Origin of the sequence: Agrobacterium sp. 22094 (assembly GCF_052046015.1) — a bacterium.
In the GTDB taxonomy this organism is placed as follows: Bacteria; Pseudomonadota; Alphaproteobacteria; order Rhizobiales; family Rhizobiaceae; genus Agrobacterium; species Agrobacterium cavarae.
In genome coordinates this window covers 1097218-1110548 of the sequence record NZ_JBQEPX010000001.1, presented here as the reverse complement: position 1 = coordinate 1110548, position 13331 = coordinate 1097218, and the positions used below count along the sequence as shown (strand labels likewise).

At 57.6% G+C, this 13331-nt stretch carries 12 protein-coding genes; 4 read left to right on the top strand and 8 right to left on the bottom strand.

Translation table 11 applies throughout. The features are described 5' to 3' along the window. Positions 1–53: 53 nt before the first annotated feature. Positions 54–758, bottom strand: a complete 705-nt coding sequence (locus tag ACTJK5_RS05255) for a helix-turn-helix domain-containing protein (protein WP_312930001.1) — start codon at positions 756–758, stop codon at positions 54–56. Positions 759–905: 147 nt separating this feature from the next. On the opposite strand from ACTJK5_RS05255, the gene ACTJK5_RS05250 reads away from it, so the two are divergent. The 4 genes from ACTJK5_RS05250 (at position 906) to ACTJK5_RS05235 (ending at position 5052) form a co-directional block, all read left to right on the top strand. Continuing rightward, positions 906–1829, top strand: coding sequence for an NADP-dependent oxidoreductase (locus ACTJK5_RS05250; protein WP_440611957.1), 924 nt, complete (start codon positions 906–908; stop codon positions 1827–1829). A gap of 443 nt (positions 1830–2272) precedes the next feature. Further along, positions 2273–3289, top strand: a complete 1017-nt coding sequence (locus ACTJK5_RS05245) for an NADP-dependent oxidoreductase (RefSeq protein WP_113179818.1) — start codon at positions 2273–2275, stop codon at positions 3287–3289. Between the two features lie 140 nt (positions 3290–3429). Then, positions 3430–4449: a GlxA family transcriptional regulator gene (locus ACTJK5_RS05240; protein ID WP_111850663.1), complete on the top strand. Its 1020-nt coding sequence runs from the start codon at positions 3430–3432 to the stop codon at positions 4447–4449. Between the two features lie 177 nt (positions 4450–4626). Beyond that, positions 4627–5052 carry a hypothetical protein gene (locus tag ACTJK5_RS05235; RefSeq protein WP_113179655.1) on the top strand — a complete coding sequence of 142 codons (426 nt, stop codon included), beginning with the start codon at positions 4627–4629 and terminating at the stop codon, positions 5050–5052. A gap of 188 nt (positions 5053–5240) precedes the next feature. On the opposite strand, the gene ACTJK5_RS05230 is transcribed toward ACTJK5_RS05235, so the two are convergent. The 7 genes from ACTJK5_RS05230 to ACTJK5_RS05200 all read right to left on the bottom strand — a co-directional run bounded on the left by ACTJK5_RS05230 (position 5241) and on the right by ACTJK5_RS05200 (position 13284). Further along, positions 5241–7022, bottom strand: coding sequence for a chloride channel protein (locus ACTJK5_RS05230; RefSeq protein ID WP_113179656.1), 1782 nt, complete (start codon positions 7020–7022; stop codon positions 5241–5243). Between the two features lie 18 nt (positions 7023–7040). Beyond that, positions 7041–7871 carry an MBL fold metallo-hydrolase gene (locus ACTJK5_RS05225; RefSeq protein ID WP_113179657.1) on the bottom strand — a complete coding sequence of 277 codons (831 nt, stop codon included), beginning with the start codon at positions 7869–7871 and terminating at the stop codon, positions 7041–7043. Positions 7872–7874: 3 nt separating this feature from the next. Then, entirely contained in the window at positions 7875–8657 is a 783-nt protein-coding gene (locus ACTJK5_RS05220) for a TatD family hydrolase (RefSeq protein ID WP_440611956.1), read from the bottom strand. Positions 8658–8665: 8 nt separating this feature from the next. Continuing rightward, the gene (gene metG, locus ACTJK5_RS05215; protein WP_113274031.1) at positions 8666–10216 is read right to left on the bottom strand and encodes a methionine--tRNA ligase; all 1551 of its coding nucleotides are present in this window, start codon (positions 10214–10216) and stop codon (positions 8666–8668) included. 94 nt (positions 10217–10310) lie between these two features. Next, positions 10311–11336: a DNA polymerase III subunit delta' gene (locus ACTJK5_RS05210; RefSeq protein ID WP_440611955.1), complete on the bottom strand. Its 1026-nt coding sequence runs from the start codon at positions 11334–11336 to the stop codon at positions 10311–10313. After that, positions 11333–12001, bottom strand: a complete 669-nt coding sequence (tmk, locus tag ACTJK5_RS05205) for a dTMP kinase (protein WP_440611954.1) — start codon at positions 11999–12001, stop codon at positions 11333–11335. The genes ACTJK5_RS05210 and tmk overlap by 4 nt, the downstream gene beginning before the upstream one ends. Positions 12002–12111: 110 nt before the next feature. Continuing rightward, on the bottom strand, positions 12112–13284 hold the full coding sequence (locus ACTJK5_RS05200) for a D-alanyl-D-alanine carboxypeptidase family protein (protein WP_440611953.1): 1173 nt from the start codon (positions 13282–13284) through the stop codon (positions 12112–12114). Positions 13285–13331: the final 47 nt, after the last annotated feature.

The following is a 13331-nucleotide window of genomic DNA, read 5'->3' as shown; positions in this document are numbered from 1 at the left end:
GTAGAAGCAACAAAAGCCGCTTTCGACCTGCGGTGACGTTTCGCAAGGGTCCGTCACGAGGCGGGCGTCGGATCTCCGAGAAAGGCCGTCGGCGTCATCGCTGTGACCTGCCTGAAAGCGGCCGAAAATGCTGCAGTGCTGGCAAAGCCGGCCTGTGTTGCCACGCGCGCAATCGACTCGCCACGAGAAAGCTGCTCCATCGCCCAGACGATCCGCACCCTCTGTCGCCACGCCTTGAGCGTCATCCCCGTTTCCGTTGGAAATAGTCTGCTGGCGGAGCGCACAGACGTCGCAGCGCGCGATGCCAGGTCGCTCAGACCAAGAGCGTTTCGATGATCCGCAATCGCAATCTCAGCCAGTCGCCGACCCAGAGCACTTTGTGGAAGAGGCAAGAAGGTTGGGGCATCCTGCATTGCGGTCAGTTCATACAATATCAGCCTGACGACGAGCTTTGCCTTGTCCGAAGCCGGGTCGATAGCGACGGCCTCATCAAGCAGGGCGCGAAGCAAAGGTGCAATACGCGAAACAAAGGCGCGATCGGGGAAAGACGAGGGCGCCCAATCCTGCAATGCCTGCTTATGCAATAGCACCAACCAAAGCTCTGCATCGCTGAGGATGTCGAGCCGATGAGACACACCCCCAGGGATCCACCCGACAAGCTGCGGCGGCACCAACCAAACACCCCGTTCCGTATGCACCTGCACCATGCCGGAGGCAGCAAATATCAGTTGCGCTTCGTCATGCGTATGAAGCGGCAAGCCAGCGCCTCTTGGCTTTGAAGCGCGGTGAATCGTGAAGAGCTGCTGCACGTGTGTTTGGCCTTTGCGCGATGCCGTTTGGCGCCACATCGAAGAAGAAGTTGGCTAACATGAGGAATGCAAGGCAATCAAGGCAAGGCTTGATAGATGGAAATGAAAACTGTCCTGATCCGGGAATACGGCTCCAATGATGTCGTAGAGGTCATAGACGTTCTCCGGCCAGAACCGGGGGCGGGCGAAGTGTTGGTCAAAGTACACGCTGCGGGCGTCAATCCGATCGACTGGAAAATCCGTGGCGGCGCCGGCGAACGGATGGGAATGACGCTACCCATACGGCTGGGCAGCGAAGTCGTCGGCACGATCGAAACCTGCGGAGCCGGCGTCAGTCAATTTCAAAAGGATGATGCAGTATTCGGTATGGTACCATCTGGCGGCTTTTCGCAATGCGCTGTTATCAAGGCAGATCACTTGGTGCTCAAACCGAAAAACTTGAGCTTCATTGAGGCCGCAGGAATCCCGCTGGCCGGGACAACCGCCTGGCAAGCACTGTTCGACGAGGCGAAACTCTTGTCAGGCCAACGACTGCTGATCACCAACAGCTCAGGTGGCGTCGGCTCTCTCGCTATTCAATTCGCCAAGGCCCGCGGCGCTCAGGTGACCGCAGTCGCATCTGGTCGCAACGAAAAATTTGTGCGTGACTTGGGCGCCGATCACTTCATCGACTATACCCGCCAGGACTTGGAAGACATTGCCACCAACATGGATGTCGTTCTCGATACGATGGGCGGTGAGGTTTACCATCGGGCATTGCGAACCCTGAAGAAGGGCGGCAAGATGATCACCGTCGTGGCATTTCCCCAGGACGAGGCCGAGCGATACGGCGTCAGTGCGAAACGGTCCTTCACCGTTCCCAATGCTGAAAGTTTGAGCGAAATCAGCCGCTTGGTTGAGGCCGGGAAAATTACGCCACATGTCGATACGGTCTTGCCTTTTGCGGACGTTCGAGACGCACTTGCAATATCGGAGGCCGGTCGCACCCGCGGCAAGATCGTTCTTACAGTCCCGGAGTGACCGGTTTCGTCCCTTGTGTTGGCGCTTGAGTTCGATCCGATCCCGCCCATTTTAATATCGGCGAACTGGGCGGGACACGGTATGGTCATTGATATAGTCTGAAGATGGTTGTGCTGCAGGACCCATGCCAAAGTTAATTGTCATTATTGCTGCATTGGCGGGCGTGTCATTGCTATGCTTGTTTGGTGTTGTTGGCCTTGCCGCATACTCTGCGGCACAATCTCAGTGCCCCGATGGAAACGACTGTTACGACGCAAAGTTTGTGGTGGTGTTCGCAGGAGTTATGGCCACGATCGGCGTTCTCTTGGCGATCCCGCTCTGCAGAAGCATCTGGCGCGCGCTGCGCCGATATTGAGCAATCGCGGGCTCGCTCGCTATGCCCCGACTTGGAAACGCTGCAGGGCTTCCTAGATAAGTCTGATGCTGAACAAGAGGAGCATCAGATGACTTCTGCACGCCGTATCGTTCTCGCAAGCAGACCCGCTGGGCAACCAGGATCTGATAATTTCCGCACCGAGGCGTTTGAACTTCCCGAGGCAGGAGAGGGGGACGTCACCGTCAAGGCTCTCTATCTTTCCCTCGATCCCTATATGCGTGGTCGCATGAGCGACGCGAAATCCTATGCAGCACCGGTTCCCGTCGGCGGCGTCATGGAGGGCGAGGCGATCTCCGAGGTCGTCAAATCCAGACACAACGATTTTTCACCGGGAGATATCGTCCGCGGCAGGACAGGCTGGAGCAGTCACGCGGTCATCAATGGCGACCAACTCCGCCGCGTCGAAACCCACGGCGCACCAATAACCACATCGCTGGGCGCGCTTGGCATGCCAGGCTTTACCGCATGGGCCGGACTGAAGTTCATTGGGCAGCCGAAAGCAGGTGAAACGGTCGTCGTTGCAGCAGCGTCGGGACCGGTGGGCTCCATGGTCGGACAATTAGCAAAGCTTGCCGGTGCCCGAGCCGTCGGTATCGCTGGCGGAAAGGAGAAGTGCGCATTCGTGAAAAACGAGCTTGGGTTTGACGCTGTTGTCGATCACCGCTCGGAGAACTTCGAAGCGGACCTGAAAGCCGCGTGCCCCGATGGCATTGATGTCTATTTCGAAAATGTCGGCGGTCGTGTCTGGGATGGCGTGCTTCCACTTCTCAACCAGTTTGCGCGCGTCCCCGTCTGCGGGCTCGTCGCACACTATAATGGCGCCGGCGCTGGCGATAAGGATCGCCTCCCTGCCACAATGTCGACCATCCTTCGCCAGAGCATCCTCGTGCGTGGCTTCATTCAGATCGAATTCGCGAAGGACCATTTCGACGAGTTTCTGGCCGAGATCGGTCCTCGTGTGGCCGCTGGCGAAATCCATTACCGCGAAGACATTGTGGAGGGCCTGGAGAAGGCGCCCGAAGCCTTTATCGCCATGCTCTCCGGTGGCAATTTTGGCAAGCTGCTGGTCAAGATTGCCGAATGACAGCCCGTTCTGGCACCGCGTGCCGAGGTGCACGGTGCCAGAACACCTTAGTCCCGTTGGCAGCCCCGCGCCTTGCGCAGCATCACTATTTGCTTGCACGGGCCTTTCAGATCATGTGACAATATTTCGGAGGATCAAAGATGAAACACCTCCCAAATCGTCAAGATAATTTGCCAGCGAAGCGGTTGAAGGTGGGCTTTGTTCTGGCCAAATCCTTCACGCTTTCACCATTTGCGTTGTTCATCGACACGCTGCGGCTGGCAAGTGACGAGACGGACCATTCGGGCCGCGTCTTTGCCGACTGGCATGTTCTCGGAAGCACCAGACATCTCATCACCTCAAGCTGCGGTGTCCAGATCGCACCGACAAGCGACTTCATCGACCCGTCCAACTTTGATTACATCGTCGTGGTGGGCGGCTTGCTGCGCGTGCCAGAACCCGTCGATCACGCCACCATGACCTTCCTGAAATCTGCAGCAGCCAAAAGCGTGAGAATGATCGGTGTTTGCACCGGCTCTTTCATTCTGGCCGAAGCAGGGTTGCTTGACGGCCACGAAGTCTGCGTCAGCTGGCTCCATTACCAGGCCTTTCAGGAGCGTTTCCCGCATCTCATCGTGCGACCCGATCGCTTGTTTCATCTTGAAGGCCGAAGAGGGTCCTGCGCCGGCGGCAGCAGCTCCGCGGATCTTGCAAACGTCATCGTCGAGCGTCACATCGGCCGCGACGCTGCCCGCAATGCACTGGAGGTTCTCCAGATGGATAGGGTGCGAAGCTCAAACGCGCCGCAATCCCGTCAGCCCCTGAAGATGCAGGTCAAGGAGCCGCGTGTCCTCGCCTCGCTGATTACGATGGAGCAGCACCTCTCCGGCGATATAAACACCGAACGGCTCGCCAAGTCCGTCGGTCTCTCCCGCAGACAATTGGAGCGTCTCTTCGAGATAACCATAGGAATGCCGCCAGCAGCCGCTTACCGCCAACTGCGCCTCGAGCGAGCCTTTGAGCTTCTGACGAACACAGACCGCGAAATCACCGAAGTCGCCTTCGACGTCGGATACGTCAACCCGTCGCATTTCACCAAGTCGTTCAAACTCGCGTTCGGCGAGACGCCATCGAGCGCGAGGGCGAGGCGAGGGGCGAAAGGTGAGGAGCAGGGTAACTGAGAAGCAAATTGTAAGACTGGGAATTGATCCGGAGACCGAAATCCCAAGGCGACGTTAGATCCCGTGATTGCCGCTCAATCCCAGTTCTAAACTACAACAGAACCGGTGACGGTCCGATACGAGCTAAACGGAGTCACCTTTTTCCTGGGCATCGATAAAGCTCACGATAGGAAATCTATGTCTAAAGGCGTGCTACGGTTCTTCTTCGATTATGGTGCTGGTGGCTGTCTGTGGGCTGGTGATGAAGCGACGCTTGCTCGTCTAGATGTAGGGCCAGTTGATGCATCAACTTTCGACCTCGAAGGAAGAGTTAGTGTACGTCCGTCGCTAGAGCTTTCGGAAGTCGCTCAAACTCTTCGGGATCGGTTGGACTTCCAGCACTCCCGCTACCTCAACCCTCTATATCCGCCTGATCCAAGCTTGTGGAGCCAAGCGCTTTGTGACCGATTTAATGATGACGTGGACCGTTTACTAGCGATCCTGCGCGTTGAACTCGGCAATCAATACGAGATACGTGACGAGCAAATCAGGTACGTGGAAGACCCAGAACTTAGCGAATATCTGACGCAAAATCCTACTCTGTCACCAATCACCGAAATTTAGCCCCGATCGCATAAAGAGAAGAGTTGGTCGACGTGAGTGAGAGGGGACTATTGGATTTCTGTCCGGTCCAACTGTCGCATTACCAAGATGGGCGCCACACACAAAGATCGCATAATATAGATTATGGAACTAATTTCATATGATTGGCCGGCAAGCGCGAGGTTCTGCCCAATTGACGAAGTTGCTCCTCAAATCTCACCCGAAGCCTCACGGCGTCGCATCTCCAGTTCTTCGCTGTAGCGGCGTAACGTGTGGCTTTCAGTCAGCAGTCCCACCGGCCGGTTCTCCACCTTGTCATTGACGACGGCCAGTGCTTCGCTTTCGGTGTTGTCGAAGGCGGCCGCGGCCTGGCGCGCGTTCATGGTCGGCAGAAGAACGTCGTTCTTGTAATGCAGATATGTCTCCAGACCGATCTTCGAAGCGTCGCGCTCCATCGGGTCGGCGTAGATTTCTGGCACGAGAATCATGCCTGCATAGCGGCCGTCGTCGTGGGTCATGATGACGCGTTGGGTCGAGCCGAGCGGAAACTTTTCCTTGAAGGCTTCCAGGCCCATGCTGAGGTTGGCTTTGCGGATATCGGCGCGCATCATCTTGCCAACGGTCAGATCGCGGATCCAGCCGATGTCATGCGCGCTGCGAATGCTTTCTCCGCGCAGGTGAAAACGCCATGTGGCGAAGGAGTAGCCGAAGGTGGTTCGCACCACGAGCGATGTGGTGATCACGGCGGCCAGCACAAGCGCGGTGATCTGGAAATCACCGGTCAGTTCCAGGGCAAGAAACGTCATGGTCAAAGGGCCACCGATGATAGCAGCAGCAAAGGCGCTCATGCCGATGACGGCGTAGACGACCGGTTGCGTGGCGCCATAGCCGATATACGGTGCGCAGATTGCAAAAATCTTGCCCAGTAGCGAGCCCATGAAGAGCGACGCGAAAAACAGGCCACCGCGGAAGCTCGATCCGATGGAGACCGCACTGGCCGTCGCCTTGAGCAGAAACAGCCCCACAAGGCCAAACAGTGTAATATTCGCATCGAGATTGAGATGCAGCGCGCCATGGCCGCTGGACAGCACCTGCGGTGAAATCAATGCCAATGCGCCAACCACGAGACCACCGAGTGTTGGACGAAGCCAAAGTGGAATGGCGCTTTTGCGTGCGGTCTCCTCGATGAAGGATACGGCTTGCATCAGAACGATGCCGATGCCTGCGCACACGACGCCGAGGAAGATGGCAGGCACATAGTCCGTCGGCGTCACCGTACTGGAGCCGACAACATCGATATTGATACCGTGATGCGAAACGAGACCTGCCACGATATTCGCCACCAGAGCTGAGACGATCAGCGGTGCAAGCGTGACGATCGTATAGGTGCCGATAATCAACTCGATGGCGTAGAACGTACCCGTCAACGGCGCGTTGAAGGCGGCAGCAATGGCGCCGGCGGCGCCGCATCCAACAAGGATGCGCATGTCCCCTCGCCTCAGCTTCAAATTAAGACCGAGCTTCGACGCGACGCCACTGGCGACCTGCGTATAGCCGGCCTCAAGGCCGACAGAGGCGCCAAAGCCGTTGGAGACGATGTTCTGCACGCAGACGATGATACTGTCGGTCAAGGACAGACGCCCGCCATGCAGCGCATTGGCCTCGATCGGGTCGACCATCGGCTTCTTGCGGGTTCGAGAGAGAATGAAGAGGATCAAGCCAAGAACCGCACCACCGACGACTGGCCCGGCCAGCACGATCCAACCGGTGAGATTGCTGCTGCTCAGCCTCTCGACCCCGAAGACGAAAACGTGAAGCGCCGTGCTCAGCGCGCCAATCAAAGCAACGAGCAGACCTGCGGCGGCACCAACGAGGATCGCGAGAATGACGAGCGCAAGTTCGCCGCGACGGAACAGAGCACGCAGTCGACCGCTGCGGATATTGTCGAAAAAGCTCGCCATGCTGGGGGCGCGGAAGGGCTTGGTCGACATTGCATTCCTCTGTTGCAGCTATAGGCGCTCGTCCGCCAATTCCACTTCGAAACGCATCTGATCATAGCCGGGTTCGACATAGTCCGGCGTTTCGCGCAAGACGGTTTCATAATCCAGCGGCGTGTGCATATGCGTCAATATCGCGTGCTTGGCGCCAAGCTTTTCGATCCATGCGAGCGACTGCTCAAGCGAAAGATGGCTGGGGTGATAGCGATACTGCAACGTGTCGATGACAATCGTGTCGAGATTTTGAAGTTTTGCCACGGATTCTGGTGGAAAATCACTGACATCGGTGCAGTAGGCCACATCCCCGATGCGAAATCCAAGCGAGATGATATCGCCATGTTGCTGCAGGTGCGGCGTGATCCGCAGACGACCACCCTCGCCGTCGATAACGATGTCCTGATCCAGATCCTCGATCAGATGGGGTTCAATAATCGGCGGATAGTTGCTGCCGACGGGCGTCTCAAGACAGTAAGGAAAACCGTCGCGAATGCGTTGCATCGTGTCCGGCTCGGCATAGATCGGTATCCGGCTTCCAGAGGTGATGAAGTAGCCGCGCAGATCATCGATACCATGCAGATGATCTGCGTGATGATGGGTGTAAATCACGGCGTCGATCGTCTTGACCCCGGCAGCAATCATTTGCTCGCGAAAATCCGGACCGGTATCGACAACGACCGTCGTTACACCGCCGTCTGGCGCGATCTGCTCGATCAGGAACGCGGCACGGGTGCGTCTGTTTTTCGGGTTGGTCGGGTCGCAGGCACCCCAGTCTCCATTGATGCGCGGGACGCCAGGAGAAGACGAGCAGCCAAGAATGGTGAAGCGACGCCGGTATAATGCCAAGGATCAGACCTTTGTCATTTTCGAAAAACAGCGAAACGCATTGTCCGTGGTGATCTCGGCCATTTTCTCGTAAGAGAGGCCGTGAACCTCGGCGAGCACCTCAGCCGTGTTGACGACGTAGGATGGCTCGTTGCGCTTCCCGCGCCAGCGCTTTGGCGCAAGATACGGCGCATCCGTTTCCACCAGCAGCCGGTCCAGGGGAACTGTCGCGGCGATATCGCGGATGTCCTGCGACTTCGGAAAGGTCAGAATGCCGGAAAAGGACACGTAGCCGCCAAGCTCGACACCAGCCTTTGCAAGATCGGGACCTGCTGAGAAGCAATGGAGAATGAACGGAAAGGGCCCCTTCCCGCTCTCCTCGCGCAGGATTGCGATCATGTCATCATCGGCGCTGCGGCTGTGAATGACGAGCGGAAGCTTGGTGATGCGCGCCGCTTCGATGTGGCGCTGCAGGCCGGTTTTCTGGTCTTCCGGCTTCTGCGTGTCATAGAAGTAATCTAGACCCGCCTCGCCGATCGCCACGATCTTGTCATGGCTGTTGGCAAGCCGCACGAGGTCGTCCGTTGAAATATCCAACTCTTCGTCGGCATTGTTCGGATGCGTACCGACCGAACAGAAAACGGACGGATATGCGTCTACGATCTTAAGCAGTTCCGGCAGACGCCGAACACGGGTCGAGATCGTCACCATCTGGGCAACGCCCGACGCATGGGCGCGCGCGATGATGTCGTCGCGCTCGGCATCAAAATCGGCAAAGTCCAGATGGCAATGGGTATCGATCAGCATGCTGTGCTTCACGCCTCCGGCGCCACATAACGCGGGAAGACCGGCTTTGGCGCCTCAAGCGGCGTACCGGGCACCAGACGGCCAGCTTCTCCAAGCGCCGCAAAATCCCGCTTGTCTGCAGGTGAGGCCACAAGATCGAGAAGCTTCTCGCAGGAAGCCGGCATGAAGGGCTGCAGCAAAATGCCGATCTGGCGCACGACTTCCGCCGTCACATAAAGCACGGTGCCCATGCGCTCCGGATCGGTCTTCTTTAGCGCCCATGGTTCCTGGCTGGCGAAATAGCGGTCCGTTTCGGAGACGACAGCGATGATCGAGGCCAGCGCCTTGTGGATCATCTGCTTGTTCATCTCGTCGCGGCAGCTCGCCAAAAGCGCATCGGCCGCAGCAAGCATGGCCTTGTCTTCATCGGTGAAAGCGCCTGGTGTTGGGATTTGCCCATCGCAGTTCTTGACGATCATGGAAAGCGAACGGCTGGCGAGGTTGCCGATACCATTTGCCAAATCGGCATTGATGCGGGTCGCAATCCCCTCCTCGCTGTAGCTGCCATCCTGGCCGAACGAGACTTCGCGCAGGAAGAAATAGCGTACCTGATCAAGGCCGAAATGGTTCACCAGATTGACCGGATCGACCACATTGCCGAGCGACTTCGACATCTTCTCGCCCTTGTTGAGCAGGAAGCCGTGAGCATATACGCGCTTTGGCAGCGGCAGCCCCGCGCTCATCAGGAAAGCTGGCCAGTAGACAGCGTGGAAACGGATAATGTCCTTGCCGATGATGTGCACATCAGCCGGCCAGTATTTTGCCCGCGGGCCGTTCTTGTCTTCAATATAGCCGGTCGCGGTAATGTAGTTGGTCAGCGCATCCACCCACACATACATCACATGCTTCGGATCGTTCGGCACCTTGATGCCCCAGTCGAAGGTCGTGCGCGAAACGGAAAGATCCTTCAGACCCGATTTGACGAAGGAGATGATTTCATTGCGGCGCTCGGCCGGACCAATGAAATCGGGATTCTCCTCATAGTGCTTCAAAAGCTTGTCCTGGTACTCGGAGAGCTTGAAGAAGTAGCTTTCCTCCTCGACCCACTCCACCGGCGTGCCTTGCGGCCCATAGCGAACGCCATCGGCGCGCACCTCGGTTTCGTCCTCGGCGTAATAGGCCTCGTCGCGGACCGAGTACCATCCGGCGTAGCTATCCTTGTAGATGTCACCGGCATTTGACATCAGGTTCCAAATGTTGCGCGACGTCTCGTGGTGGCGCTCTTCCGTGGTACGGATGAAATCGTCGTTGGAGGCATTCAATAGCTTGCCCATTTCGCGAAACTGATCGGAATTGCGCTGCGCCAGTTCTTCCGGCGAAATGCCTTCCGCGCGCGCCGTCTGCTGCATCTTCTGCCCGTGCTCGTCAGTACCCGTCAGAAAGAACACATCCCGCCCATCCAGACGCTGAAACCGCGCCATGGCATCCGTCGCGATCAGCTCATAGGCATGGCCGATATGCGGCTTGCCGTTTGGGTAGGAAATCGCGGTGGTGATGTAAAAAGGGGTCTTGTCTGTCATGACGCTCGATCGGCTTTACGGTCTGATTTTTGAGTTAGACCGCTTTAGCCTATTGTTCGCACAAGCGAAAGCAAAAGCCGTACATTTCGTACGATCAAACCGAGCGCATGTCTTCCAGAATGGAAAGCACCATCTGCTTCTTGTCGAGATTGTAGGCCTGCGCAATCGTAATACGCTCGGAGAGCGACGATGACAGGCGCGCCTGGCGCTCTGCGCCCCTCAGATCACCGGCGATGGCCGCGGCTTTGGCGCGGTGCATCAGTTCTTCGGTGGCGTGTTCCATGAAAAATCCGAGGATGATATCGCCATCCTTCTGCGCCAAAGCATCGGCCAGCTTGTGCATCTGCTTGCGTGCCGAAGGCCCTTCCGCACTCATCACGGCGTTGAAGACGTCGACGATATCGGAGCCGCCATAATTGACGAGCTTTAGCGCTTGCGCCACGCTGCCTTTGGAGGCTTGTAGCAACGCCTCGCGCTTCTCGGCCGCGACACTCAGCCCCAGATTATCAAGTGCAAGCTCCATGGCGCTGTCAGCCAAAGGCTGGAGACGCAGGGGCATGCAGCGCGATCGTATGGTCGGCAGAAGTTTGCCGGGCGCATGGGACAGCACCAGGAACATTGCCCGTTTCGGCGGCTCTTCCAGGATTTTCAGGATCGCATTGGCAGCGTTGCGGTTGAGATCATCCGCCGGGTCGATGATGACGATCCGCCAGTTGCCAGTGCCCGACGTCTGCGAGAAGAAGTGCCCTGCCCGCCTCACCTCATCCACAGTGATGGCAGACTTCGTCTTTCCGGTTTTTTCGTCGACTGGCCGCGTCAGGTGCAGGAGGTTGTGCGATGCGCCCGATGAAATCTGCCGGCTGACGAAAGAAGATGGCTCAGGATCGACAATCTGGTCGGGCGCCTCAGCCGGATCGGGATGGGTGAGAACATGATTGGCGAAGCGAAAGGCGAGCGTTGCCTTGCCGATCCCTTCCGGACCTTCGATCAGGACGGCATGGTGCCCTTTGCCAGAGCGATAGGACTGCGCCAGAAATTGCTCCGCCTCTTCATGACCGAAAAGGCGCGTATTGTCCTGAGGGGCAATGGCACCATCAAGAACGCCGGGCGTCTCACTCATTGCGCCACATCCGGAAGATGATCAAAACGTTCGAGCAACGGCTCGACCATGGACAGAACGTCTTCCGTCACCCTCTCTTGCGGGTGCCTGGCATCTACGATCCGGCAACGCCGGGGCTCGTTCAGCGCAATATCGAGATAGGCTTCGCGCCGCTTTTCATGCGTTTCCAGCTCTTCCTTCTCGAACCGATCAGGTGCCGCGCCATCATCGGCGCGCTTGCGTGCCCGCGCCAGACCATCCACAGCCGGAATATCGAAGATCAGCGTGAGATCAGGCATGGTGCCGTCCACCGCGATACGCTGCAGCGTCTCGATGAAATCCGTCTCCAGGTTTCCAGTGGTCCCCTGATAAACACGTGACGAATCGAGAAAACGATCGCACAGAACCACCGCACCGCTCTCCAGCGCCGGACGGATCACCTCTTCGACATGGTCACTGCGTGCTGCAGCAAACAGCATCGCTTCCATGCGCACACCAAATGCTTCCGCAGCCCCGGAGAGCAGCACGTGACGAATGGCTTCTGCCCCTGGTGAACCGCCTGGCTCGCGTGTGACGACAACGTCAAGCCCGCGGCTGCGCAGCGTTTCCGCCAGAATACGGATCTGCGTGGACTTGCCAGCGCCCTCGCCGCCTTCAAAGCTTATGAACAGTCCTTTTTGGGGCAATGTCTCTTCCTGATGGTCTCAGCTTTTGCTTCTTATTAGACGATATCGCTGAGGCGCGAAACCGCTTCGGCGACGCTGCGCATCCTTTTCAGGCGTACCGCCGGCTTTTTCTATAGCCAGAAAAACAGCAGTTCTTTCAGGGCGCCTGCCGCATTCTGGGTAAGCGTACCGGGCGCAACGGCCGCCGTCGTATAAAGTGGCACTTCCCGTAACAATCGTTCACCGGAGAAGATTCGAAGCGTAGCAGCGTTGAAACCCGGCTCAAGTGGCGCATTGAGCGGCCAGTTGTAGACGATCCGTCCCGATAGCCGATCGGGGTTGTTGAGCGGCACGAGCACGCTTACCGTCTCATGCACCGCAAGATCGATGGCCGAAGCGGCACCGCCATAGACGCTGACAGTGCCGACGGTCTCGTTCTTTTGAAACAGCTCGCGCTTTTGAAACGCCGTCAGTCCCCACTCCACGACGCGACGGGCTTCTTCCTGCCGCGTCTTGTCGTCTTCCATCCCTGCAAGCGTCAGGTAGATACGGCGGCCGTCTCGTTCGGCGGAGATGACAGCGGAATAGCCATGGCCCTCGGCAAAGCCGAGCCCGAGACCATCGATGCCGAGATCAGGGGCAAGAAGCGTATTCTTGTTGCGTTGAAAGATGCGGTTCCACTCGAAATCCGGCTTGGTGAACAGACTATAGCGATCCGGATAGGTGTCGCGAATATGCTTGGCCAGCGTCACCATGTCTTTAGCGGTCGTCTTGTTGGCCGGGTCGGGAAGACCGGTGGAATTGGCAAAGACGCTTGCCGTCAGACCAAGCGCTTTCGCCCGTTCCGTCATCATCTTGGCGAAGGCCGCGTCGGAGCCAGTCATGCCTTCCGCCAGAATGATGCAGCCATCATTGGCATTTTGAACCACGATGCCTGTCAGAAGATCATTGATGCTGACGGAGGATTTCAGTGCTGCAAACATGGTGGACGTTCGAGACGGAGCGCCACCCGTTCGCCAGGCATATTCTGAGACAGGATAAGCCGTCTCCGGCGTCACGCGCCCACTCTTCAGCGCATCCAGAACGGTTTCAACCGTCATCAGCTTGGCAAGAGAGGCAGGTGGAAATTGGGTGTTTTCATTGAGCGATAGCAGAACCGTGCCCGTCTCGGCATCGATCATATAGGCCTGCTGCGCCTTGACGGCGAGACCACCGGATTGGGCAGATGCAGTCCCCACGCTGCAGGCAAGCGCCAGCGCAACGAGGCTGAGACGCCGGAAGATTTTTGGTATCAAAGTCACCATGAAACGCCGGCCCGCCGTCTGTTTTACTGCTTCACGCCCGCCGGACG